The sequence below is a fragment of the Polaribacter sp. Hel1_85 genome (assembly GCF_000766795.1).
Lineage (GTDB): Bacteria > Bacteroidota > Bacteroidia > Flavobacteriales > Flavobacteriaceae > Polaribacter.
This window is the reverse complement of record NZ_JPDS01000001.1, coordinates 1,378,597-1,404,293: the sequence shown is the minus strand read 5'-3', so window position 1 is coordinate 1,404,293 and position 25,697 is coordinate 1,378,597. Positions and strand designations below refer to the sequence as shown.

Sequence of the window (25,697 nt, the reverse complement as noted above, 5' to 3'; positions counted from 1 at the left end):
TACGTATTTAAATAACCTAATTAGCAAATAAAAACCGAATAGAAAACCCGAGAAGATTCTCTTAAATAGGTTAAAAATAGAAATAAATTATATACTTTGTTGTTGGTAGTGCTTTATTACTTTAATATGTTTTTCTCCTTACCACTCCTAATGTTCAATGACTTTTGTTTAATCCAATTAACCGAAATGTCTATTGGTTCCTTTTTATTGGTATTGTGCCCTAATGATGGAAACAAAACATATTCGAAAGGTTTATTTTTTAATTTTAGAGTGTTGAGTTGTTCTATACACATTTTTACAGGAATTTGAATATCTTTTTCACCGAAAAGCCAAAGGCCAGGAATTGAAAGAGTTTTCAGAGCGTCTTTGGGGTCTGTAGCTTTAAATTGATATCTGTCAGAGTCATTTTTTATATGTTCGCGTGCGTCTTCTTCTGTGTGATTTTCCCAAAAATCTGTTCTTCCATTTGTATAAAACTGAAACCTTAATTGTTCAAGAGTAGTTATTGTAGGACTACTTAATAAAACCATAAATTCTACTAATGGGTTTTTGTTTGCAACAATAGGAATTATCCACCCCGCTTGACTTGCACCTATAAGTCCAATAGGTAAATCTTCTTTCATTTTATGAATTACGTTAACAGCTGAACTTGCATCTTTTGCTAATAAATTTAGATTTTCAAAGCTGATGTTATTTGTACCTACTTGAGGTCCAGCATAAATTCCACCAGACTCTCCAACTCCGCGTTTATCATAAGTTAATACCAAAATATCATTTTGAGCTAATCGTTTAGCAAATTTAGTCATTCGAGGTACTTGGTCAGAACCGTGAACAATGACAATAGCAGAGTGAGGATTTTTAGGACTATAAATTGTACTTGCCAGTTTAATTCCTTCACTCTCGAAAGTTACATTCTCTGTTTTTATAGAATCTATTGATTGATTTTTTTCTTGAGTAGATTGTCGACCTTCTTGTATACTTGATTTATTACAACTAATCAAAGTTGTAAAAATAAATAATAATAAAAGATGATTTATTAATTTCATATGTTGATTTTTTATTGAATTATTCATTAACGTAACTTTGGTTGTATTGCCTACAACTATATTCTAATAAAGAGTTACTCTCTGTCTAATTTTTTAGTTTGATTAAAGCCTATTAATAAAGCTCCACCAGCACATAAAAATATTGATGCTGCATAGAAAACCCCAGAATCTATTGCGTTTTCTGGTCTGTTTTGCCAAGAACCATTATAACCAAAATGGTAACTTAATAAGGTTCCTAAAAGGATTCCTACTCCAATTCCCATTGCTAATAAACCAAGGTTTAGTATTAAAACTTTCCAGAAAGGAGCTGCGTTTTTTGTAGCACCTTTCATAAATATACTAGCATCAACTCCTTTTTCTATTAATGCTAAACGTTCTTTGTTTCTTGTAGAAAAGTATAAATAGAATATGCCAAAGATGCTTCCAAATATTACTGCTAAAACTGCTACTTCCATAATTTTTTATTTTAAAGTTTAAATGATTAATTTTATTGTGTTTGTAGCTTTGACGATAACATTTAAATAAAGGTTACAGAAAAATTAAAAAATATTTTTTTAATAAAATGTGTAACCTATTTATATAAGCGCTCGTCAAAGATAAAATGACTAACAACAACGACCAACTATATATTACAAAAGTCATCAATGGAGATACAAACGCGTTTGCTTATCTTGTTGATGCGTATAAGAATATGGTGTATAGTTTGGCGTTAAAGATGACAAAGAATAGGGAAGAAGCAGAAGAAATTAGTCAAGATACATTTATAAAGGCTTATAAAAATTTAAGTAAATTTAAAGGAGATTCAAAATTCTCTACTTGGTTGTATCGAATTGCATATCATGCAAGTTTAGACGCTATAAAAAAGAATAAAAATAATAATAACACGTTAGAGATTAACGAAATTACGTTCAATCAAATACAATCTGTCGAAAATATTTTAGAAGGAATAGAAAGAAAAGAACGTGCTAAAATTATGAGTAATTGTTTAGATAAATTACCAGAAGAAGAACGTTCTATAATTTGGATGTTTTATTATGATGAATTAAGTTTGAAAGAAATTATTGAAGTAACTCAATTTTCTGAAGCCAATATAAAAGTAAAGTTACACAGAGCTAGAAAAAAATTATTAGCAATTGTAAAAGAAAATGTTGAACCAGAAATTATAAGTAATTATGGAAGAAAATAAACATATAGAAGAATTACATACTTTTGCAAAAAAGTATGTAAAAGAGATTCCGCAAGAAAAACCATCTTTAGATTTTACGGCATTTATAATGCAAAGTATTTTAGAAGAAAGTACTTCTAAATCTTCGGTTTTTACTCCAAAAGCTTTAATTACTAAAAAAGGATGGTTCTTAATTATAGGTTTATTATTAGTGGCAATATTTGTGCCTTTTAAACAGATGAAAGAAAATACTATACAACTTCCTAAACTCGATTTTTCTTTCTTTGATAAAATTCAAATACCTAATTTATTTGAATCATTTTCAGTTTCAAACACCGTTTTATATGCTATGTTTTTCTTTGGATTGATGATAATTGCACAAGTAGTTTTCCTAAAAGGATATTTTGAAAAAAGGATTTAATAATTCAATTTTTTGTGATTCGCTAACGTTTCGTGTATTGTTAGTGCGGAAATAGAAAGTCAGAAAACTTTCAATTTAGCACGAGGCAAAGCATTTTGTTTGCCTTTACCTTTTTTTGTTAGAAAGTCAAATCAAAATGATTTGACGGACTTAGTAAAAATAAACAACACTTTGAATTAAACACTAAACTCCGCATTAAATATACACATTGTTACCTGTAGTTTTTTATATTTTCTCGAAAGATATAATATTATTCAAAATCAGTTAAAGTAAATTGATTTTTAGATTATATAGCTAAATATTACTACGGACTTGTTTTATTGTTTTTCATATATCACGTCAATATTTAATAGAACCCAATTATTTGAATTAAAATCATAGTATTCTTTAGAGATAGATGTTTTTATATGATTATCATCAATTACAATTAAATTACAGTTAATTGTTACATTTTTATTACTCTCTACATTATCGATATAAGATTCCTCTATATAACTTTTTTCTTTTAAAGAAAATAAATTGTCCTCATATTCAAAGTTAGTTCCAAAACCATAACCAATAAACTCTATGCTCCCTTCTGGACTACTTGGATATTGAAAAGAAATCCAAGTTTTTGGAAAGAAGAATGAAATTAAGTTTGGCTTAATTTCCAAATCATTCAAATCAAATGAATTTATTTCGTTTGTAAGTTCTTCAGAAGAAATATTGTCATTATTTAAATCAACCTCAGTATTAGATTTAAACGATATGATTTTATATCTTCCAGTGTACAATTCAACTTCATTATTTATATTATCATCACTTTCACAACTAAAAAGCATAAAAGTAAAGAGAGTTATTAAAATCGGATTAAATAGCTTTTTTTTCATCATTTTTTGTTTTAATTATAGGTAACGTGTTTGTATATGGTTTGTTGCGTGGTTTAAGCACCTAATTTAGCAAATAAAAACCGAATAGAAAATTCGCGAGGATTTTCGTAAGTAGGCTAGAACTAGCAATAAATTATATACGGTGTTGTGTGACGTATTTTTTTTTCAGATATTCAAAATCCGAATTCGTTAATATTCTTATTTTACAGTTTTTGTTTTCATTAAATTCTTTGACTTTTTGAATTTTTGACCAACCAAAGTCAGCTCCAATAACAATATAATCTAATTTACTACTCATTCCAGATTTTATTATTCCTCCGTTTTGTTCAATAAATCCCTTTGCAGTATCTCGTTCAGTTGTAATATCTCCTGTGAATATAAATCCTTTTTTATTAATATCTAACTGTTTCAATTGTGTTTTTGAAATCGAATACTTTTTAATTATATCAAAATTTTCGTTTTTTACTTCTATACTTGTTAGTGTTAAATATGGTTTGTCTTTTTTTGTCTTATTTTGAATTGGTTTAGAAGCAATTTTTTTGTTAGAATTTAAACTATGAATATATTTACTTAAGATAATACCAATATCCTCAAATTCAAGAGCAAGAGTTGGACAAATTATAGAAAGATCATTTTTTAAAGTTAATTCAGATTCAAAATGTTCCAATAAACTATCTATTAAATCAGGAAGGTTATTGTCTTTTGCAATTTCTCTAATTTTTATATACTTTATGTTATAATCGTCTATTTTATTCTCAATTAGAATCTTTTCTAATATCTCAATTTCATTATTCCAACAAACTAATAAATTGTTGTTGAAAGAGATTTTTAAATCAAGTGAATCCCAAACATCTTCAAATGAAAAATCGTTTAAAAATTCATTATCAATTTCTAAAATATCCAAATTTTCTTGGAACTCTTTTTGATTTGAAATATATTTTGGAACACGAAAGTCATATTTTGTAGAATACACTATTTTGTCATTAATTATAAAATGAGTTCCGATTTGAAAAGCACTCAAAATATCTTCTGTACCACTTAAAAATTGAAACCCGATATAGTCAAATTTATTGTTAAAATATTTTGGAAAACTATGTGGATTTTTAAATTTAGATGTTTCAGTTTTCTGCTTTATCGCTTTCTCGTATTGAGGTTTAAATTTAATTCCATTTGACTTTGCTTTTTCGTGCCATTTTTGTAAATGAGGAGCAAAAGTCATTTCTACAAAATTATAAAATAGAAACTCATTTTCAGTTTGAGGATTTATTCCAGTAACGGAAATTTCAATCGGATTTTCTATTTTTTCTTTTTTCTTGAACCAACTAAACATATTTATTTTTCTTGATTTTGGTTGTTTGGTAATATGACACACAACTTAAGACGATTATGATTCGTTTTAATGACTTATAATCGGCGTTAGCGAAGTTAGGTTTTTTGAGCTAGAAAATCAAGAGTGAAAACACCTCTTTTACTTCAATTTTTTCTTTTTAGTATGCAATACAAAAGTCGCATTAAAGCCAAAATGTAAATTTGGGTCTTTAAAATTAAAGTTATGTGTCGTTTTTGTTATAAAAGTATCTTCTGCATAATTACGTGCATTTGTTATATGAAATTGTAATAATAAATGGCTTAATTCCCAATTTACACCAACCATAAAAGCATTATAAGTATCTATAGATTTTAATGGGTTTGCAACATAATAATATTCAGACACAACAGAAGCATGACCACCAATTTTGTGTCTTCCACCAAAACCAATTGCAAATTGAGTATTTGGGTCATCGTTTGTTGCTGTTGCAGTGTTATAAATAAAAGTAGGTGTAATTTGTATTGAAAGATCTGGATTAAATTTTCTTGCAATTAAAACCTGACTTGTAAAAGCGTTATTATTTGTAGAAGTTTCTTTACCATAAAGACCTGTATTTGTTGTTTTTCTATTTGATATTGTTTGTAATAAGGTGATAGAAATTGGTGTTTTTTTAGACCCTTTTTGCTGTTTTAAAAGTCGATATTTTAAATAACCATCAGAAATTTTATCAAAATTAGTATATCCAAAACCTACTGTAAAATTATCTAAAAACGCATATTCTAAACCATAACGTGTACTTACTTTATCAGCTAAAAAACGTTCTCCTCCAAAATTAGGAATATTCCAATAACGATTATACAGAGAAATTTCTAAAGCACCTTTTTTACGCGTTTCTATAGAATGACCTAAACCAATTCTCGTCATTTTAAAAGTAGCTATTTCATATACAGGTTTGTCTGGGAATTCAGAATCTAATTTATCTAACAAACTCTGTGCGATTAAAGAAGAGTTTGTAAGGAAAAACAATACTACAAATAGCGGATATATTTTTTTATTCTTCATAAGACTGGTATTGAAATCTGAATTTTATAGTAATCATTTTTGCAATATTACTAGATAAAATAGGTGGAATTTTAATGTCGAAATCTTTTACAAATACATTGTATTCGCCAGAAAGAAGGTAGGTTCCATTTATCTTTTCTATAGTCGTTTTTATGTCTATTTCTTTTGTGTTTCCATGTATGGTTAAGTTACCTCTAACAATTTTGGTTTGCTTTTCTAAAGAAGATTCAAAATCTAATATATTTCCTTCAAAAGTTGCTTTTGGATAAATGTCAGATTCAATATAACTCTCATTAAAATGCTCGTACATTAAATCCTTTTTAAATACAAAAGCACGCATTAACATACTTACTGCTATTTTTTTATTTCTAAGATCTAAAATACTTAAAACTTGATTGTTTTGTGCCTCGATATTTTCCATCGAAGCATAAGAAAAGAAAGAAACGTGCCCTTGTCTTGCAATAAACTGATTTTCTTCAGAGCTGAAACCAGTCAGTAAAATGAGTAATAAAAAGAAAGGTAAAATTTTATTCATTCAGTTTTAAATCTATATAACAATTTAACAATACAACATCTTTTAAAAAGCCTTTACAAATACCTTTTACAATAATTTTTTGATGTTCTTTTAAATTTTTTACTTTTTCAATTTGACTTGGATGTATGTCGCAAATAATTCCAGAAGTTTTATTCTGGCTATACAATATTACGGTATTTCTATTATTTAAAAAAGTAACTTCCTTTACAAAGCCAGTTACTTCTATAATTTTTCCTGAATAAAGTTTATCCGTTTTTTCTTCACTTAAAATATAAGAATCTATTAAATCATTAGAATTAATAGAAGCTTCAGAAGCCACTAACTCTAAGTTTTTGTTAGCGTTTTTAAAATATGGAAGCACATAATAATAGCCATTTACTAAAAGTAAAACGACAATTATAATGTAAAAAAAAGTGTTTTTTTTCTTCATAAACTGAATTAGAAAGCTAACTCAAAGAAACTAAATGTAACCATTAATTTGCTTAAAAAAGTGTCTAAAGCCGAAAAATAAGACTTAAATAGGAATAATCAATCGTAAAAAGAAAAAGAATAATGGTATATTTCAACATTGAAAAACGGGCATGAAAAAAGACAAACTATACTTTTTAACTTTCTTATCTATTGCAGTTATTTTTTTATTGATTGCTGCTATTGCATCACAATATTTTATAAAAGTAAGTGCAAATCAATTAATAGAAGTACAAGTAGAATCTAGTAAAAGAGAAGCAAATGAACTTGCAAAATCTATAGATTTTCAGCTTTCTTCTGGTATAAAAAAAGAGGAAGTTGTAAAAAACATTCAAAAAATTATTTCAAATTCTAACAGAGATAGTTGGTTTGTTAGCGTTTTTAATTGGGGAGGAAAAGAAGTTTGTCATCCAGATATTACAAAAGTAGGACAGCAGGTAAATTCTAATCAAACGTTGTTGTCATCTTTAAAAGAGAAAAATAATTCTGATGATTTGTATGATTTATTAGTGAAAAGAAAATCTGATTTAGAAACAATAAATTCATCAGAAGTTATTCATATTTCACCTATAAAAAATTCAGATTTAATAGTTGCAGCCAATGTAAATATTAATAGTATTAATGTGCAAATGGATGCTTTAAAAAACAACTTCTATCTAATTTTTTTAATCATGGGAGCTTTGGTTATTGTTTTGTCTTTTTTAGCAGTAAGAGTTATTGGTAGCGCTTATGAAAAACAATTAGAGTTAAAAAATTCTAATTTAACTTCTGAAGTTGTAAATCTATCAAAATTAAACACAGACCTAGTTTCTTATAAAGAAAAAGTTGTTGAGGTTTCTGATGAAAACCCTGTAGAAGAAGCATCAGAAATTGCAAGAAAAAGAATTCTTACTTATGTTAGAAATGAGTTAGTGCCTATTCCTATTAAAGATATTGCATACGTTTATACAGAAAATACAATTACATATGTAGTTTGTTTTGATGGTAAAAGATCTACCACAAATGCAAGTTTAGATGATATGTATAATAACTTAGATGCAACCTTATTTTTTAGAGCAAACAGACAGTTTATTATCGGTATTACTGCCATAGATAAAATTATAAAATATGGTAATAGTCAGCTTAAAATTTTGCTACAATCTAAAACTTCCGAAGAAATTATTATCAGTAAAAATAAGGCAGCAGAATTTAAACAGTGGTTAAACATATAATTCGATTTTTACCTAAATTAGCAGAAAACAGGTAATTATTCAATGCTTTTTTTTCCTTTTTAAGGAAATTTTTTCCCTCTCATACAGGTAAATGAGTTACTAAATGCTTTTGTTTAGTTTCTTTACGGTATCAAAATTTAAAACTCATAAAAATGAAAAACAAACTAAAATTTACAACAACGTTTATAATAATTGCTATAAGTATCTTTTTTGCTTCTTGTATTTCTAATGTAGAAGAGCAATTAATAGATGATGGAGGTGAAGATCCAATAACAGCAAACAAAGTGTCTTTTGCAGATGATGTAAAACCAATTATAGATGCCAGATGTCTTAGTTGTCATTCTGCAGGTGCAAACTCTCCAGAATTGAGTAGTTATGATTTAATTAGTGCAAACGCATCTAGAGTAAAAGATGCAGTTGCAAGTTCAAGAATGCCTCAAGGAGGAACTTTAACAGCAGCACAAATTAAAAGTATTGTAGATTGGGTAGATGAAGGTGCTTTAGATAATTAAAAATTCATATCATGAAAACCAAGAAAATACTTGTTGCAATTTTAATTATCGGAATTATTGGCGCATTTGTTGCTTATAAAATATATAACAAACCACATGTAAATGTTGGGGATACAAAATCTGATATTACACTTACAGCAAATAAAATTATAAACGATTTTTCTTCGGATGAAAGCATAGCAAATACAAATTATTTAGATAAGATAATTGAAGTTTCTGGTGTAATTTCTAAAGTGAAAATTGAAAAAGAGAAAGGAATTATCACATTAAAAACCAATGATGATTTTGGAAGTGTACTTTGTCATTTATCTGATAATGCTACTCAAAAAATAAATTTACTTAAAGAAGGACAAACCATTACTGTAAAAGGAATTTGTACAGGTTATTTAATGGATGTTATTCTTGTAAAGTGTGAAATAACTTACTAAAACAAAAAAAATGAAAACTATATATACAATTCTAATTTGCTTTTTATTAGCAAATGCTACCAATGCTCAAGAGCGATATTTAACAAAAAATGGTGCAGTAACTTTTTTCTCTTCTGCACCAATGGAAGATATAAAAGCAGACAATAACCAAGTATTGAGTATTGTAGATGCTTCTTCTGGCAAAATGGCAATTGCTATTTTAATGAAATCTTTTATGTTTAAAAAAGCATTAATGCAAGAGCATTTTAATGAGAATTATGTAGAATCAGATAAATTTCCAAAAGCTACTTTTAAAGGTGATATTTTAAATTTTGATACTATAAAAGATTCAGAAACAAAAGTAGAAGTAAAAGGTACAATGACGATTCATGGTAAAAGCAAAGAAATTGTAATACCAGCAAATATTACAAGAAATGAAGATAACATTTTAGTAAAAGGTGAGTTCAATTTATTAGTGGCAGATTATGATATTGAAATACCTGGAGCAGTTGCTAAAAATATTGCCAAAAAAATTAAAGTTACTTTTAAATTTAATCACAAACCTTACAAGAAATAAAAGATGAAAAAAATTATAGCAATCATTTTTGTACTAACTTTTAGTATTCAACTCTCTGCACAAGATTTATTAGATGTTTTAAACAATGAAACTCCAGAAACAGAAAACATTGTTACCGCTACTTTTAAGGGAACTAGAATTGTAAATGGCCATTCTATAGAAAATAGAAAAAAGAAGGAATTAGAATTTATAATTTCTCATAGATTTGGTAGAGTAAACACCGGTTTTGAAGAGTTTTTTGGTTTAGATCAATCTAATATTCGTTTTTCTTTTGAATATGGTTTAACAGATAATTTAACAGCAGGTTTAGGAAGAAGTAGTTTTGAGAAAACTTACGATGGTTACTTAAAATACAGTTTGTTAAAACAAAAAAAAGGTACAAATTCATTTCCTTTTGCAGTTTCTCTTTTTGGAAGTATTGCTGCTAAAAGTCAGAAAGCAGTTGCTGGTAATGAAAGGTCTTTTGCGGAAAGTTTGTTTTATGTAGGACAGGTTTTAATTGCGAAAAAAGTAAACTCTTCACTTTCTTTTCAAATAACACCAACCTATGTTCATAGAAATTTAACAGCTATAAATGCAGATCCACATGATATTTTTGCACTTGGTTTTGGTACTAGAGTTAAATTGAACAAAAGAGTTTCTTTAAATGCAGAATTTTATCCGCAGTTTAATAAACTAGAATCTATTGATGCTAAAAATTCATTGGCTTTTGGTGTAGATATAGAAACTGGTGGACACGTTTTTCAAATCATTTTATCGAATGCAATTACCATGATAGAAAAAGGATTTATTACAGAATCTACAGGTAATTTTTTTGGTGGAGACATTCATTTAGGATTCAATCTTTCTAGAACTTTTTAAATTATTTTCATTTAAATTAAGAATGAATTTTATTAGGTGTTTTACAAAAATAATTAATTTAAATCATACGCTATGTTTCTAAGAAATTATACAGTAAAAGGAGAAGATGTAAACGATTTTATGGTGATGCAAAATGCTGCATATTTAAAATATGCATCTAAAATTGTAGAAACTTTTTTGTTTGTAAATGGATTTACAAATTTAAAAATGAACAGCTCAAAAGTCGGTTTGCAAAAAAGGAACGATCAAATTAAGCATTTTAAAAACTTAATGTTTACAAAATCTTTTTCTGTTGAATTAGTTTGCAAAGAAATAGGCTTATGTCAACAAAAGATGAGCGTAGAGGTTTATTTTTATAATGACAAAGAAGAATTAAGTACTAAAGTAATAAGAGAATTATTTTGGTTCGATTATACTACTTGGCAAACGCTAACACCACCAAAAGTGATTGCTAAACATTTTATAGAGCAAGAAACTTTAAAAAGGGTTGGGTAGTTTTTTTGAGATTCGTTAACGTTTATGTATAAGATTAGTTGTGTTTGTGTGCGAGGATTTTCTGAAGGAAAATCAGGTGCTAGCAAACAAAGCAACTAACATTGGTTAAGCACAAAATAGCAATTTTTTATATACTTTGTTGTGTAACGTTTTTTTTATCAGTCAGTTTATCAATTTCCTCAATCAATTTTTCAATCAGAATAAAAATATTCGACAAACTATTTTTATCTCGACGACCAACTCTACAATTATAAATCAGATATTTTCCATTTAATTCAAAACCTGCTTTTCTACTTTTTAACAAGTTGAGTGATAATTGACTTGTCAGTAGAAAATTCGAAATTTCGCTCGCCTTTCCAGATAAGTTATAATTATCATATCGAGCAATTAAACTTATTAAAGAAGCATTTTTTTATAATACAATCAGTGAATTCATTGTAAAGATTGGGTTTCCGAAATTTTATAGTAAGGTCAATATGTTTAGAGTTCCAATTTGAGTCAATTTCTAAAGTCCAATTTTCATAATTTTCAATGATTACTTTATTCCCTTTTGGAAATAAAATCATTTGTTTTGTTATTAATCCGGACAGCTTATGAAATTCAGTCAAATGTTTGTTTTTCAAATGTTACACAACTTAAGATTATTATGATGCCGTTTTAATACTGAATCAAGTTCAGCACAAGTGACTTATAAACGGCGTTAGCGAAGTTAGGCTTTTTAGCCATGAAAATCAAAAAGGATAAACAACTGTTTTTTATAAAAATAGATATTTATTAGTCTATTATTAATGTAAAAGGAATGCTATATTTAATATTTACATTTTTCCCAATTTGTACACCAGCAATAACCTTAGGTAATTGTTCCATCACTTTTATTACTTCGTTTTTTATAACAATGTGAGGAGCTTTCACCTTTATGTCAACAATCTCCCCTGATTTATCAATTTTAAAACCTATAAAAACTCTTTTTCTACCTTTAGATAAACCAAGTTTTTTTGGTAAATCAGCATCAAATTTTTGCATAAAATGTTTTTGAACACCTAAGCTAAAACATTTTTTTAAATCCTTTATACTGCTCGAATTTTCACAACCAGGAAAAATAGGAGCTCTTATATATGAAACTTTAGTACTTGTGTTAATTACTGATTGGTTATCTTTAAAAGAAAGTATTTGTAAGTTATAACGGTTAAATTTCTTTCTATTAAAAAAATTCAACTTTTCTATAGGATAATCTATAAAAGCATTAATAATTTCTTTTTCTAATTGATATGATCTAGAATTTGTTGTAATATTAAAAGGATTATAGTCTTTATCTAATTCAAAATTAATTCTAAGGCTATGATTAATTCTATTTAATCTAGCTTTGTTTATATCTTCTTTTGTTAATTTCTCTGCTAAATAATTAGAAAAATCGTTGTCTATGGTTGGTTTAGAAAATAAATTAAATTTTATTTGAGAATCTTCATAAATGAATTTTTCACCTTTTTTAAAAGGAATAGATAAACTATAAAAAGGTTTATTTAAAACATTATTAAAATAACTAGGAGTTATAATGCCAGAAAAAGTTGAAAGACTCCTTTTTATTTCATCAAGATATTTTGATACTTTTTTAGTTGTTTTTAGACCAATACTACCATCAGGTTTTATATAATATTGGAAAAATATATTGGTTTCATCTTCCGTAATTTTAGAACTATTAAAAGTATTATAGAAATGTTTTTTTACTTCTATATTCAAACATTTTTCTAAATCTTCAAAGTTCTGTAAATCCTTACAATTTTCACAAATAGCAGGTGTTTCTACCATTACTTTTGTACTACAATTAAAAATATTTTTATTTCCTTTCTTAGTTATAATTTGTAAAGAATACCTGTTTTTTTTGTCTAACTCATTTAAGTTTAGTTTTTCTAAAGGATATTTTTTAAAAGCTGTTTTTAGCTTATTATACAATTCATTAGAGCCAAAAGTAGAAACGTTTATATTGTATGGTATATTTTCGGTATTGATCTTAAAAGATAATATTATATTGTTTTTACCTCTTTGATATCCTGCTTTATTTAAAAGTTTTTTAGGAATCTCTTTTTTAAAATACTTAGATAATTCATTCTTTGGGTTTGGGTTATGTCCTTTGGCTTTTACTCTCCAACTAATATCTTGAGCATTTAAACTGTTGTATAGAATTAGAATTGTAATTAAAATAATTTTTTTCATAGCATTTTTAATTAAATATTATTCATCGATACTTATATGAAATAAGGCTTCGCCTTTATTTACAATAGGAGTTTTGTTTATACAAAAGATGTGTCCATCAAAAGGAGCGTAAACTATTTTTTTAAAATCACCAAAAGGATCTTGAATAATACCTAAAACTTCTTTTTTCTTAACAAAACTTCCATTTATAGCCATTACTTTAAACATTCCAGAATGAGAAGCTCTTAACCATTTGGCTTTATTTACAAAAATAGGAGTTTCTTTTACGGTAATTTCTCCTTCAATTAAGCCCAAACGAATTAAAACATTCTTTGTTCCGTTTACACCCTCGTTAATAATTGTTGGGTTTAATTCATTCGATTTTCCACCTTCAAATAATAAAATAGTTTTCCCCATTTTATGCAAAGTTTCTCTTAAAGATTTTTTTATGTTTTCAGAAAAAACAATCATTGGAGGATTAAAAACTTTTGCTAATTCTAATGCTTTTTCATCATCATTGCTACATCTTATTTGTGCAATATTATCTCTATCTCCACCACCAGTATGAAAATCGATAACATAATCTACATAAGGTGCAATTTCTTTTGTAAATTGATTAGCAAACTGACTAGCTAAAGAACCATTTACAGAGCCTGGAAACATTCTGTTTAAATCACGTCCATCAGGAAACTCTCTAGTTTGTATTAAATATCCAAAAATATTAAAAACAGGAATACAAATAATTGTTCCGTTAGTGGGTACATTTATTTTCTGTGAAATAATTTCTCTAATAATTCCAACGCCATTTGTTTCATCTCCATGAATACCTGCCAATAATAACACAACAGGTCCTGGGTTTTTAGAACGTTCTATAATAACAGGAACTTTTACAGTAGTTCTGGTGTGTAATTTTGCAACTTCTAAATCTAAAACAGTACGTTTTCCTTCAGGAATTTCTTTTCCTAAAATAATAAAAGGTTTACTCGACATGAATTTCTAAATAACGTATAATTTCTTTAGCAATATCTTTTCCAGTAGCAGTTTCAATTCCTTCTAAACCAGGAGAAGAATTTACTTCTAAAACCAAAGGTCCTTTAGAAGATTGCAGCATATCTACACCTGCAACTCCTAAACCTAAAGCTTTGGTAGCTTTTAAAGCTGTTTTTTCTTCTTCGTCAGTTAATTCTATAACGGTTGCATTTCCGCCTCTGTGTAAATTAGAACGAAACTCTCCTTCTTTTCCTTGACGTTTCATGGCACCAATTACTTTCCCATCAACAACAAAAGCTCTAATATCTGCCCCACCTGCTTCTTTAATAAATTCTTGCGCAATAACTCTAGCACCTAAACCATTAAAAGCTTCTAAAACAGAAGTAGCTGCATTTTTAGTTTCTGCTAAAACAACTCCTAAACCTTGGGTACCTTCTAGTAATTTTAAAACTAAAGGAGCACCACCAACAGATTCAACAACGTGTTCTACATCTTTTGTGTAGTTTGTAAAAACAGTTTTAGGCAAACCAACACCAGCTCTTGCTAAAATTTGTAAACTGCTTAATTTATCTCTAGATCTTGTTAAGGCAATTGAACTAACAGATGTAAAAACTTTCATCATTTCAAATTGACGAATTACCGCGGTTCCATAAAATGTTACGGAAGCACCAATTCTTGGAATGATGGCATCAATATTGTCTAAATATTCACCTTTGTAATATATTTTTGGTGATTTTTTTTCAATTTCGATATTACACTTTAAATGATCTACTACAATTATTTCGTGTTTTCTTTTTTTTGCAGCCTCAACCAATCTTTTTGTAGAGTATAAGTTAGGGTTTCTAGAAAGAATTACAATTCTCATTTGATTTTGTTTTTTAATTTATATGATAAATCTTTTTTTGCAGTATCTATCACAAATTTTTTGTTTAAAAATTTTCTTCCTAGCAAAATAGGAAATTTCATGTCTTTTCGTTCACTTAAAGTTAAATGAATTGGAAAATTAGTATTAAAAATTTCAATTTCAGTTGCTATTAGAAACCTTTTTTCCGAAATTCCATTTGAGCTTTTTACTAATTTTGAAGAATATTTTTTAAAAGTAAACTCTTTATTGTTGTAAAAATCATGTTCTGGGTCTAATAATTTAAATCTTATAAAACTTTCATTATTAGTTGATATTTCTTCAATATTCGAACAATGAATAGAAGATGTGTAAGCTCCAGAATCTATTTTTACATCAATATCTTCTAGAATTAATTCTGGAAAATCTGCTTTATCGATTCTACCAATGGTTAGTTTCATCTATTGTATTTAATAGTAGTAAAATTAGTATAACTAATTGAATTATCTCAAAAATGTTTTAAAATTTTGCAATGGCAGCTTCAGCACACCTTTCTCCATCCATAGCAGCAGAAACAATACCACCGGCATAACCACCACCTTCTCCACAAGGAAACAAACCTTCAATTTCTGTATGCTCTAAATTTTCTTTTCTTGGAATATTTACGGGAGACGAAGTTCTAGATTCTACACCAATAATATTGGCTTCATTGGTATGATAACCATGCATTTTTTGTCCGAATGCAGCAAAACCTTTTCGTAACCTACCACCAATAATTTTTGGTAAAAGAGAATGTAAAGGAGCCGATTTTAATCCTGGTTGATAAGAACAATCATTTAAATCTGTAGATAATTTTCCATCAACAAAATCTACCAATCTTTGTGCAGGTGCAGTTTGTGTTCTTCCGCCAGCATAAAAAGCAATTTTTTCTAAGTCTTTTTGAAACTGTAAACCTTTTAAAGCACCTAAATGTTCGTACTTTTTAAAATCTTTATCAATATCTAATTCAACAACAATTCCAGAATTAGCAAATTTGTTGTTCCTTTTACTTGGCGACATTCCGTTTACAACAACTTCTCCATTTGCAGTAGCAGCAGGTACAATAAATCCACCAGGACACATACAAAAAGAATAGACACCTCTGTTATTTACCTGATGAACCAAACTGTAGGCAGCTGCAGGTAAAAGTTCATCTCTTTCTCCAGAACAATGATATTGAATTTGATCTATAATTTCTTGTGGATGTTCTACACGAACGCCCATTGCAAAAGACTTAGCTTTTAATGCAATTTCTTTTTTATCTAACAATTCATAAATATCTCTTGCGGAATGACCCGTAGCTAAAATTACAGAATTTACAGACATTTCTTGTCCGTTTTGCAATTGAATAGCTTGTAGTTTATTGTTTTTTACGATAAAATCTGTAACTCTAGTTTCAAAATGAACTTCGCCACCAAATTTTAAAATATTTTCACGAATATTCTGAATGATTTTTGGCAATTTATTAGTTCCAATATGAGGATGCGCATCAATCAAAATTTGTTCTGTAGCTCCATGAAAAACAAGGTTTTCAAAAATTCTTCTAACATCTCCACGTTTTAAACTTCTGGTATATAATTTTCCATCAGAATACGTACCAGCACCACCTTCTCCAAAACAATAATTAGAATCTTCGTTTACAAAATGATCTTGATTTATGGCTTTTAAGTCTCGTCTTCTATCTTGTACATTTTTACCACGTTCTAAAACAATTGGTTTGTAACCTAATTCTATACAACGCAATGCAGCATACATTCCTGCAGGACCAAAACCAACAATATGAACTTCTTTCGCTTTAGAAACGTCTTTATATTCAAAAATATAATCAGATTTCTCTGGAACTTCTTCATTAATATAAACAGCAACTTTATAATTAAAAATGATGTCTTTTTTACGAGCATCAATAGATTTACGCAACACTTTTACGGCAGAAATTTCACTTATATCAACTCCTAATTGCTTAGAAGCTTTGTATAAAAGTGTATTTTCTTTACGTTCTTCTATTAAATTTACACGAAGCTGAATTTCTTTAACCATTGGGCAAAAATAATGAAATTAAAAGTTTAAAAAATAAATTAGTTTATACTAAAATTAAGATTTAGATAATTTATTTATTCTAAATTTAGACAATAGCACTTTAGATAACATTAATATCATAAAAGACTATAAGAATCAAAGATAAAATCACTATTTTTTTTATCTTTAAAAAATATTTAAAACACATATGAGTAAAGGAAATTACAAAGTAGAAAACACGATTAAACTTGCTGATTACAATACAAAAGCAGTAATTGATGATGCAGAAAAGAAGCTAAAAAAGATTAGTAAAAAGCTAAGTAAAATTCAAGATACTATGTATGCAGAAGGCAAATATAGCATGTTAATTTGCTTACAAGGAATGGATACTTCTGGTAAAGACAGTTTAATTAGAGAGGTTTTTAAAAATGTAAATGCTCGTGGAGTTGAGGTACACAGTTTTAAAGTGCCTACAGAATTAGAGTTGAAACACGATTTTTTATGGCGCCATTATATTGCACTTCCTTCTAAAGGAAAAATTGGCGTTTTTAACAGAACGCATTATGAAAATGTATTGGTTACAAGAGTGCACCCAGGTTATGTTTTTGGCGAAAATATTCCGAATGTAAATAGTTTAGATGATTTAAATGATGAGTTTTACCATAACAGAATGGATAGAATTAATGATTTTGAAAAACATTTAGCAGAAAGTGGAACGATTGTTTTAAAATTCTTTTTAAATTTATCTAAAGACGAACAAAAAAATAGATTATTACGTAGATTAAATTTACCACATAAGAATTGGAAATTTTCTGCAGGCGATTTAAAAGAACGTAAATTGTGGGATAAATACCAATTCTGTTATGAAGATTTATTAAACAGAACGTCTAAAGAAATTGCACCTTGGTTTGTAATTCCTGCAGATGATAAACCAACCGCAAGATTACTATTAGCAGATATTGTTTTAGAAGAGCTAAAAAAGTATAATTTTAAAGAACCTACATTGCCAGCAAAAGCTCTAGCGCAAGTAGAAGAGTTTAAAAATCAATTGAATAACGAGTAAATAGGAGTTGAAAAAGTGTAAATGTTGTAAAATTTTGGAAGCAGAATTTCAACTTTAAAACTTTTTAACTTTATAAATATTAAGAACTAATAATATGAATTTAGACTTAAAAAAACCAATTGTATTTTTCGATTTAGAAACAACAGGAATAAATATTGCAACAGACAAAATTGTAGAAATAGCAATTTTAAAAGTGTTTCCAAACGGAAATAAAGAAAGTAAAACGTGGTTGGTAAATCCAGAAATGGAAATTCCACAAGGTTCTATTGATGTACATGGAATTACCAACGAAAAGGTAGCTGCAGAACCTACCTTTAAAGAATTAGCTCCACAAGTAAATGAAATGATTGCAGATTCTGATTTGGCAGGTTTTAATTCTAATCGTTTTGATATTCCTTTATTAGCAGAAGAATTAATGCGGGCTGGTATTGACTTTGATATGAAAAATAGAAAAGCAATTGATGTACAAGTTATTTTTCATAAGAAAGAGCAAAGAACATTAAGTGCTGGTTATCAGTTTTATTGTGGTAGAGAATTAGAAGGAGCACATGGAGCAGAAGCAGATACCAATGCAACGTATGAAATTTTGTTAGCTCAGTTAGATAAATACGACGACATAGAAAATACAGTAGATGCTTTGAGTGAATATTCTACACACGGAGAAAGAGCAGATTTTGCTGGTTTTATTTTAATGAATGATCAAAAGCAAGAAATTTTTTCTTTTGGAAAATACAAAGGAAGAACAGTAGAAGAAGTTTTTAAAGAAAATCCTGGTTATAATAATTGGATGCAAAATGCAGATTTTCCTTTATACACTAAAAAGGTGTTGAATGAGATTAAAAAAAGAATGACACCTCCAAAAAAGAAAATGTCTGATGCTGAAAAGTTACAAGCTTTACAGCAGAAATTTAATTTAAGGTAGATAAAATAGAATATTAGATTGCTCGATTTTTTAGATTGCTAGACAATTATTTGACAATCCAAAAATCTAATTATCCTAGTATTTAAATATCTAATAATCTAACAATAAAAAACAATGTTTACAGAATATAAAAATTTACCAAATAATTCTCGTGTTTGGATTTACCAATCGGATAGAGAATTTACAGCAAATGAAGTTGAACTTATTTCAGCAAAAGCAGAAGAGTTTATCAATCAATGGACGCGTCATGGAGATGATTTAAAAGGTTCTTTTACTATAAAATACAATCAGTTTTTAGTTTTGGCTGTAGATGAAAGCTTTAATGATGTTTCTGGTTGTTCTATAGATAGTTCAGTTCGTTTTATTCAAGGATTAGAAAATGAATTGAAACTAGATTTAATGGACAAAATGAACATTACTTTTAAAGATAATGATAATATTAATTTAGTGAAATTATCTGATTTTCAAAAATTTGCGAAAGAACAAAAAGTAACTTCAGAAACCATTGTATTTAACAATATGGTGAATACAAAAGAAGATTTTGAAAATAATTGGGAAATTCCTGCAAAAGAAAGTTGGCACAAACGCTTTTTGGTATAAAAATTGTTTTAATAATAATGTTAAGTTATTAGATAAGCTGCGTTAAGGATTGAAATGACATCCTTTTTATAATCTAATTAAACAAGCAATCTGTTTATAGATTATGAGATTGCCACAGTTTACAAAAGAGTAAACTTCGCAATGACATTATAAAAAGATATAATGGAAAGCCTGTTAAAACGCCCAAAAAAAATGTTGAAGAAAAATATGAAGAAAGAGTTACTTATTATCCTTTTTATAGGTTTTGTTTTTAATTTATCTGCTCAAAGTGTAGATCCTTTAAGAACGAAAGATGCAGAGGCGCAAACTATTTGGGTAGATAGTATTATGAAAAATATGACTTTAGATGAAAAAATAGGTCAGTTATTTATGGTACAAGCGTATTCTAATAAAGATGAAAAACACGCAGATTTTATTACAAAAATGATTACAAAATATCATGTTGGTAATTTAATTTTTATGCAAGGAACTCCAGAAAAACAGGCGGAATTGAATAATAGATATCAAGAAGCTGCAAAAGTGCCTTTACTAATTGGTTTTGATGGAGAATGGGGTTTAGATATGCGTTTAAAAAATACCTACAGATTTCCATGGAACATGACTTTGGGTGCGATTAGAAACGACTCTTTAGTAAAACAATTTGGCGAGCATTTAGGAAAACATTGTAAACGTTTAGGAATTCATGTAAATTTTGCACCAGTTGTAGATATTAATACAAATCCAGATAATCCTATTATTGGAAATCGTTCTTTTGGAGAAAGTAAAGAAAACGTAACTCAAAAAGCAATTGCATTTACGCAAGGAATGCAAAGTCAAGGAGTTTTAGCAAACGCGAAACATTTTCCTGGTCATGGAGATACTGCAACAGATTCTCATCATACATTACCAGTTTTAAATTTTGATATGAATCGTTTAGATTCTATTGAATTGTATCCTTATAGAAAAGTGTTTGATGCAGGTATTGCAAGTGTTATGACTGCACATTTAAGCATACCAAGTTTAGAGTCTGACCCAAGATTGCCAACTTCTTTGTCTAAAAATGTGGTGACTAATTTGTTACAGCAAAAATTAGGTTTTTTAGGTTTAGTAATAACAGATGGTTTAAACATGAAAGGTGCTGCAAACTATGCAACATCTGCAGAAATTGATTTGGCTGCCATACAAGCAGGAAATGATTTGTTGTTGATTCCACAAGATGTACCAGCAACTGTTAATTTAATAAAAAAAGCAATTGAGTTAAAAACCTTAACCGAAGAACGTATTGATTTTTCGGTTAGAAAAATATTAAAAGCCAAATATTGGGCAGGTTTACACAATTATAAACCAGTTAAAATTGAGAATATCCAGAATGATTTAAACTCAGTTGAAGATGAATTATTGCATAGAGAATTAATAAAAAATTCACTAACTGTAGTTAAAGATGTTAATGGAGATTTACCAATTAGAAATTTAGAGAAAAGAAAAATTGCTTATGTAAATTTAGGAGATGATTCTGGTAATGATTTTGTAAAAATGTTACAAAATTATGGTAAAGTCGATGTAATTTCAGATAAAAACTTAGATGGAATTATATCTAAATTAAAACCATATAATTTAGTAATTGTTGGTTTTCATAAATCGAATTTACATCCTTGGAAAAGTTACAAATTTAAAAACCAAGAGTTAGTTTGGTTACAAGAAATTGCACGAGAAAAAAACGTAATTTTAGATGTTTTTGCGAGCCCTTATAGTTTGTTGCAAGTAAAAACTTTTACAAATATTGAAGGTATTATTGTTTCTTATCAGAATAGTAAATTGTCTCAAGAATTGTCTGCACAACTAATTTTTGGAGCTTTTGGTGCAAAAGGAAAATTACCTGTTTCTATTAAAAATGAGTTTGCAGAAGGTCATGGATTTATAACCTCTAGTTTAAGTAGGTTTGAGTATACAATTCCTGAAGACGTTAAAATGTCATCAATAAAATTAAAAGAGATAGATTCTTTAGCGAATGTTATTTTAGATAAAAAAATGGCACCTGGTTTTCAAGTTTTAGTAGCAAGAAAAGGTAAAATTATTTTAAATAAAAGTTATGGTTATCACACAGATAAAAAAACTAGAAAAGTAAATAATTCTGATGTATATGATTTGGCTTCTCTTACTAAAATTTTAGCTTCTTTACCTTTAATAATGAAAGCAGAAGAAGAGCATAAAATTTCTTTAAACGAGAAATTACAAGATCTTTTACCAAGCTTTAAAAACTCTAATAAAGCAAGTGTTTCTGTAAGAGAAATACTATCTCATTATGGTAAGTTAAAAGCATGGATTCCTTTTTATAAAGCAACTCAAGATAGTATTACAGGTAATAATTTGCCTATTTATTATCGCAAAAGAAAGTCTAAAGCATATAATATTAAGGTTGCTAAAAATCTGTATATCAATAAAAATTATAAAGACAGTATTTATAAATATATTAGAGATGCAGACCAAAGAGAAAGAGAAGGTTATAAATACAGCGATTTAGGATATTATATCTTTAAAGAAGCAATAGAGAATCAATATGATAAACCTTTAAATACATTGGTAGATGAAGAGTTTTATCAATCTTTAGGAGCCGATAGAACAAGTTATTTACCACTACAAAAATTTTCTCCAAAAGAAATTATTCCAACAGAAAAAGACGATTATTATCGTAAACAATTATTGCAAGGTTATGTGCATGATATGGGAGCAGCAATGTTAGGTGGAGTAGGAGGTCATGCAGGTTTATTTGCTAATGCAAATGATGTTGCCAAAATTATGCAAATGTATTTACAGAAAGGCTATTATGGAGGCAAAAGATATTTAAAACCAGAAACTTTAGACAAGTTTAATCACCGTTATTTTTCAGATAAAAAAGTACGAAGAGGTTTAGGTTTCGATAAACCACAGTTAAATCCAGACGTAAAAGCAACTTGTGGTTGTGTTTCTGATGAAAGTTTTGGGCATTCTGGCTTCACAGGAACGTATACTTGGGCAGATCCTAAGAGCGAAATTGTGTATGTATTTTTATCTAACAGAGTATATCCAACAATGGAAAACCGAGGTTTGGTAAAGAGTAATATGCGTACAGAAATTCAGCAAGTTATTCAAGATGCAATTTTAGATTAGAAGCTATTTCCTGCTTTCACTACTCGCTTTTTTTATTGCTAGTTCTCGATACAAATTTGTTCTTTCATCACAAATTCACTCGAACTGACAGTAAAAAAGAGCTCAAACAAACCGTTTAATCAGGGCTAAACTTGTTTACCAAATTCATTAAACTCTTTATGTTTTTTACTATTTGTAGGCGCTAATTTAGAATGTAAAAGCACCATAAAAGCAGATAAACTTAGGTAAAACAAACCAATTGTGTTTCCAAAAAAGAGACTTAAAATATATCCTTGTAAACAATAAAAGAACGTACAAGAAAACCAATTTATAGCAAAACGAAAAGTATCTATAAATTCAATTTCATCAATTTTTTTACGTACCATTTTCCAAAGAAAAAACGGAATGATACTATTTAAAATGATGAGGTATAATAATGGTTTTACAAAGTTCGTTTTTGCTTTTTTAGCTGCAGGTATTGTATTAGATTGAATTATGTTATTCACTTCCTCTACTTTTGTAAAATCTACTTGTGCATTTGTTAGCGCTTGTAAAGTTGCTTCATAATTTTCATCATCAGGAATATGAACACTTAGTTTTTGTAACTGACTACTCACTTTTTCTTTTAAAATATTAATAGATTTTGCAGTAGTATTGTTTTCAAAAATTTCTCTTGTAGCAATTGGCTCTCCATAATTAATAGTCACTTTTGTAGGGTAATCAGATGGATGCTGGTACGTCATTCCTACAGGAACTACTTTAATTTCTAAATCTTTGTATTTTTCTAAAGCCCCAAAAACGATTCTTGTAAATCCTTTACTTAAAGGTCTAATACTTCTTTTTTTATCATGACTTCCTTCAGGAAAAATCATTAAAGTTTCTCCTTTGTTTAAAATATTAAAACACTTTTCAAAAATCTCTTGATTGTTAGAAAGTTGTTTAATTCCATCTCTAATTCTATAAATTGGCATTAAATACAAAGACTCTAAAATTTTTTTAATAGTTGGGTTTTTAAAAGAAGCAGCTCTCACTAAAAAATGATTTTGTCTATTATTAGTAGTAGTAACAAACAAAGGATCTACTAAACCATTTGGGTGATTTACTGCAAATAAAACAGCTCCTTTTTTAGGAATGTTATTTCTGCCTAAAACAGTTATTTTTTTACTGTAAAAAAACAATCCCAATTTTATGTAACCCCAAACAAGTGTAAACCAAATTTTCTGAATCATAAATTAATTATTTTCACTAATTTATTTTTTGCTTTACTTCCCCAGTAAGTTGCCAATGCCATACCAGAAAAGACATCCCAAATCCCCCAGAAAGCAGCTAATAAAGCCATTCCTCCTAAGCCTTCAAAGAAACCAAAAATAAGCAATAAACCCAAACCACCATTTTGTATTCCTGTTTCCATGGCAATTGTTTTACGATCTTGTTTGTTAAGTTTAAATGCTTTTGCAGTATAAAAACCTAAGAAGAACGCAAAAATATTATGAAAAATAACCAAGAATAAAACATGATGAATGTGATTTACAAAAACATCTAAATTTTGAGAAAATGCAATAAATATTAAAGCAATAAAAACCAACATTGATAATGGTTTTAATACTTTTTCAATCTTACCAGCCATTTCAGAATGGTAATGTTTTATAATCATTCCTAATATTAAAGGGATTCCTAATATTAAAGAAACCAACTTAAATAAATCATAAGGATTTAAAGAAACTGTTTTTAAAATTTTATTAGTAGGTTCGTATAAACTTCCCCAAAACTGTAAGTTAAAAGGTGTCATAACAATACATATTAATGTTGCAAATGCTGTTAAGCTAACTGATAATGCTGCGTTTCCACCAGCCATTTTACTAAAAAAGTTAGAAACATTTCCACCAGGACAAGCAGCAATCATCATCATTCCTAAAGCAAAACTAGGATGAGGTTCTATCATCAGAATTGCTAAAAAAGTAAATGCAGGTAATAAGATAAATTGTGATAAAACACCGACAAAAACTATTTTAGGGTTCTTAAAAAGATGTTTAAAATCGTCTATAGTAATTCCTAAAGCAACACCAAACATAATAATAGCAATGGCAATATTTAAAACCCATAAACCACTTTCATCAAAGTTTATTTTAATGGCGTCTATGTCAATTTGGTTTTTCATTTATTTAATTTAGGTTCAAAGCTGTAGCGTTTTTCGTTTTTGTTAACTGCTAATAGTTAATTTTTAAAAGCGTATTCTATAGTAATTAATTTGTCTCCTTGAGCGCAGTCGAAAGGTTGTATTAGTTCTCGACTGCGCTCGAACTGACACTTTTTTAATTTTTAAAAGCATATTCTATAATGTTTGCACCCATTTTAAGTGCTTTTTCTCTCACGCTTTTAGGATTGTTATGTATAATTTCATCTTCCCAACCATCACTTAAATCTGTTTCATAATCGTAAAAAACAACCAATCTTCCTTCATAGAATAAACCAAAACCTTGAGCAGTTTTTTTGTCATGTTCATGAATTTTAGGAATTCCGTTTGGAAATTTAAAAGTCTGATTATAGATTGGATGATTTGTAGGGATTTCTTTAAAATCTAGTGAAGGAAATACTTTCTTCAATTCTCTTCTTATAAACTTATCTAAACCAAAATTATCTGAAACATGTAAAAATCCGCCAGAAATTAAATAATTTCTTAAATTATTAGCATCATCGTCAGAAAAAAGAACATTTCCATGACCCGTCATAAATAACATCGGAAAGTTAAAAATATCTTCACTACCAATAGTTACAGTTTGAGGGTTTATAGTAATATTTGTTTTGATATTTTCGTTTGCGAACGCTACTAAATTAGGAATTGCAGTTGGGTTTGCATACCAATCTCCACCACCATTGTATTTTAAAACTGCAACATCTTGTGCTGAAATTGAAAACAATGATAAAGTGAATAATAGTAAAAAAAGGTGCTTCATTCTTTAATTTAGTACGAATAAGAAAGCAATATAAGAAAA

At 28.1% G+C, this 25,697-nt stretch carries 27 protein-coding genes; 12 read left to right on the top strand and 15 right to left on the bottom strand.

Features of this window, described 5'->3' with window-relative positions:
- Positions 1-116 precede the first annotated feature (116 nt).
- Entirely contained in the window at positions 117-1,073 is a 957-nt protein-coding gene (locus tag PHEL85_RS06025) for an alpha/beta hydrolase family protein (protein WP_235318236.1), read from the bottom strand.
- 47 nt (positions 1,074-1,120) lie between these two features.
- Entirely contained in the window at positions 1,121-1,501 is a 381-nt protein-coding gene (locus PHEL85_RS06020) for a DUF6249 domain-containing protein (protein WP_036822340.1), read from the bottom strand.
- 146 nt (positions 1,502-1,647) lie between these two features.
- Between PHEL85_RS06020 and PHEL85_RS06015 the strand changes: the two genes are divergently transcribed.
- Together PHEL85_RS06015 and PHEL85_RS06010 are read left to right on the top strand one after the other, a co-directional pair.
- Positions 1,648-2,232: an RNA polymerase sigma factor gene (locus PHEL85_RS06015; protein ID WP_036822338.1), complete on the top strand. Its 585-nt coding sequence runs from the start codon at positions 1,648-1,650 to the stop codon at positions 2,230-2,232.
- On the top strand, positions 2,219-2,632 hold the full coding sequence (locus tag PHEL85_RS06010) for a hypothetical protein (RefSeq protein WP_036822335.1): 414 nt from the start codon (positions 2,219-2,221) through the stop codon (positions 2,630-2,632). The genes PHEL85_RS06015 and PHEL85_RS06010 overlap by 14 nt, the downstream gene beginning before the upstream one ends.
- 317 nt (positions 2,633-2,949) lie before the next feature.
- Here PHEL85_RS06010 and PHEL85_RS06005 read toward each other — a convergent pair whose 3' ends face one another.
- The 5 genes from PHEL85_RS06005 to PHEL85_RS05985 all read right to left on the bottom strand — a co-directional run bounded on the left by PHEL85_RS06005 (position 2,950) and on the right by PHEL85_RS05985 (position 6,837).
- Positions 2,950-3,501, bottom strand: coding sequence for a hypothetical protein (locus PHEL85_RS06005; RefSeq protein ID WP_156109116.1), 552 nt, complete (start codon positions 3,499-3,501; stop codon positions 2,950-2,952).
- Between the two features lie 133 nt (positions 3,502-3,634).
- Positions 3,635-4,831 (bottom strand): BRCT domain-containing protein, encoded by a 1,197-nt coding sequence (locus PHEL85_RS17280; RefSeq protein ID WP_052108461.1) that lies wholly within the window; start codon positions 4,829-4,831, stop codon positions 3,635-3,637.
- A gap of 138 nt (positions 4,832-4,969) precedes the next feature.
- Positions 4,970-5,872 (bottom strand): DUF5777 family beta-barrel protein, encoded by a 903-nt coding sequence (locus PHEL85_RS05995; RefSeq protein WP_036822331.1) that lies wholly within the window; start codon positions 5,870-5,872, stop codon positions 4,970-4,972.
- Positions 5,862-6,407 carry a YceI family protein gene (locus tag PHEL85_RS05990; RefSeq protein WP_036822329.1) on the bottom strand — a complete coding sequence of 182 codons (546 nt, stop codon included), beginning with the start codon at positions 6,405-6,407 and terminating at the stop codon, positions 5,862-5,864. The genes PHEL85_RS05995 and PHEL85_RS05990 overlap by 11 nt, the downstream gene beginning before the upstream one ends.
- Positions 6,400-6,837 (bottom strand): OB-fold protein, encoded by a 438-nt coding sequence (locus PHEL85_RS05985; RefSeq protein WP_036822326.1) that lies wholly within the window; start codon positions 6,835-6,837, stop codon positions 6,400-6,402. The genes PHEL85_RS05990 and PHEL85_RS05985 overlap by 8 nt, the downstream gene beginning before the upstream one ends.
- Positions 6,838-6,988: 151 nt before the next feature.
- Here PHEL85_RS05985 and PHEL85_RS05980 point away from each other — a divergent pair, with 151 nt between their 5' ends.
- The 6 genes from PHEL85_RS05980 (at position 6,989) to PHEL85_RS05955 (ending at position 10,938) form a co-directional block, all read left to right on the top strand.
- Positions 6,989-8,086: a LytR/AlgR family response regulator transcription factor gene (locus tag PHEL85_RS05980; RefSeq protein ID WP_036822324.1), complete on the top strand. Its 1,098-nt coding sequence runs from the start codon at positions 6,989-6,991 to the stop codon at positions 8,084-8,086.
- 152 nt (positions 8,087-8,238) lie between these two features.
- On the top strand, positions 8,239-8,598 hold the full coding sequence (locus tag PHEL85_RS05975; protein WP_036822321.1) for a cytochrome c: 360 nt from the start codon (positions 8,239-8,241) through the stop codon (positions 8,596-8,598).
- Between the two features lie 11 nt (positions 8,599-8,609).
- A complete protein-coding gene (locus PHEL85_RS05970) occupies positions 8,610-9,026 on the top strand; it encodes an OB-fold protein (protein WP_036822319.1) in 417 nt (138 codons plus the stop codon).
- A 10-nt stretch (positions 9,027-9,036) separates the two neighbouring features.
- Positions 9,037-9,582, top strand: coding sequence for a YceI family protein (locus PHEL85_RS05965; protein WP_036822316.1), 546 nt, complete (start codon positions 9,037-9,039; stop codon positions 9,580-9,582).
- A gap of 3 nt (positions 9,583-9,585) precedes the next feature.
- Entirely contained in the window at positions 9,586-10,443 is an 858-nt protein-coding gene (locus tag PHEL85_RS05960; RefSeq protein WP_036822313.1) for a DUF5777 family beta-barrel protein, read from the top strand.
- Between the two features lie 72 nt (positions 10,444-10,515).
- Entirely contained in the window at positions 10,516-10,938 is a 423-nt protein-coding gene (locus PHEL85_RS05955) for a thioesterase family protein (protein ID WP_036822309.1), read from the top strand.
- A 774-nt stretch (positions 10,939-11,712) separates the two neighbouring features.
- On the opposite strand, the gene PHEL85_RS17275 is transcribed toward PHEL85_RS05955, so the two are convergent.
- Genes PHEL85_RS17275 through PHEL85_RS05930 form a run of 5 tightly spaced genes read right to left on the bottom strand, consistent with a single transcriptional unit; the run spans position 11,713 to position 17,035 of the window.
- Positions 11,713-13,149 carry a hypothetical protein gene (locus PHEL85_RS17275; protein WP_052108460.1) on the bottom strand — a complete coding sequence of 479 codons (1,437 nt, stop codon included), beginning with the start codon at positions 13,147-13,149 and terminating at the stop codon, positions 11,713-11,715.
- Positions 13,150-13,167: 18 nt separating this feature from the next.
- A complete protein-coding gene (locus PHEL85_RS05945) occupies positions 13,168-14,118 on the bottom strand; it encodes a succinylglutamate desuccinylase/aspartoacylase family protein (protein WP_036822306.1) in 951 nt (316 codons plus the stop codon).
- Entirely contained in the window at positions 14,108-14,983 is an 876-nt protein-coding gene (rimK, locus tag PHEL85_RS05940; RefSeq protein ID WP_036822303.1) for a 30S ribosomal protein S6--L-glutamate ligase, read from the bottom strand. The genes PHEL85_RS05945 and rimK overlap by 11 nt, the downstream gene beginning before the upstream one ends.
- A complete protein-coding gene (locus PHEL85_RS05935; protein WP_036822301.1) occupies positions 14,980-15,420 on the bottom strand; it encodes an ATP-dependent zinc protease in 441 nt (146 codons plus the stop codon). Before PHEL85_RS05935 ends, rimK begins: the two co-directional genes overlap by 4 nt.
- Positions 15,421-15,478: 58 nt before the next feature.
- Complete coding sequence (locus PHEL85_RS05930; protein WP_036822298.1) at positions 15,479-17,035, bottom strand: NAD(P)/FAD-dependent oxidoreductase; 1,557 nt, start codon at positions 17,033-17,035, stop codon at positions 15,479-15,481.
- Positions 17,036-17,222: 187 nt separating this feature from the next.
- Between PHEL85_RS05930 and PHEL85_RS05925 the strand changes: the two genes are divergently transcribed.
- The 4 genes from PHEL85_RS05925 (at position 17,223) to PHEL85_RS05910 (ending at position 22,725) form a co-directional block, all read left to right on the top strand.
- Positions 17,223-18,077 (top strand): PPK2 family polyphosphate kinase, encoded by an 855-nt coding sequence (locus PHEL85_RS05925; RefSeq protein WP_036822296.1) that lies wholly within the window; start codon positions 17,223-17,225, stop codon positions 18,075-18,077.
- A 94-nt stretch (positions 18,078-18,171) separates the two neighbouring features.
- Positions 18,172-18,999, top strand: coding sequence for a 3'-5' exonuclease (locus PHEL85_RS05920; RefSeq protein WP_036822294.1), 828 nt, complete (start codon positions 18,172-18,174; stop codon positions 18,997-18,999).
- A gap of 114 nt (positions 19,000-19,113) precedes the next feature.
- A complete protein-coding gene (locus PHEL85_RS05915) occupies positions 19,114-19,599 on the top strand; it encodes a hypothetical protein (RefSeq protein WP_036822291.1) in 486 nt (161 codons plus the stop codon).
- Positions 19,600-19,806: 207 nt separating this feature from the next.
- Positions 19,807-22,725: a glycoside hydrolase family 3 N-terminal domain-containing protein gene (locus PHEL85_RS05910; protein WP_036823178.1), complete on the top strand. Its 2,919-nt coding sequence runs from the start codon at positions 19,807-19,809 to the stop codon at positions 22,723-22,725.
- 125 nt (positions 22,726-22,850) lie between these two features.
- Here the strand turns inward: PHEL85_RS05910 and PHEL85_RS05905 are convergent, their stop codons facing one another.
- From PHEL85_RS05905 to PHEL85_RS05895, 3 genes are all read right to left on the bottom strand, one after another.
- Entirely contained in the window at positions 22,851-23,933 is a 1,083-nt protein-coding gene (locus PHEL85_RS05905) for a lysophospholipid acyltransferase family protein (protein WP_036822288.1), read from the bottom strand.
- Positions 23,930-24,862 (bottom strand): bile acid:sodium symporter family protein, encoded by a 933-nt coding sequence (locus PHEL85_RS05900; RefSeq protein ID WP_036822285.1) that lies wholly within the window; start codon positions 24,860-24,862, stop codon positions 23,930-23,932. Before PHEL85_RS05900 ends, PHEL85_RS05905 begins: the two co-directional genes overlap by 4 nt.
- A 154-nt stretch (positions 24,863-25,016) precedes the next feature.
- A complete protein-coding gene (locus PHEL85_RS05895) occupies positions 25,017-25,658 on the bottom strand; it encodes a DUF4159 domain-containing protein (protein WP_036822283.1) in 642 nt (213 codons plus the stop codon).
- Between the last annotated feature and the right edge of the window lie 39 nt (positions 25,659-25,697).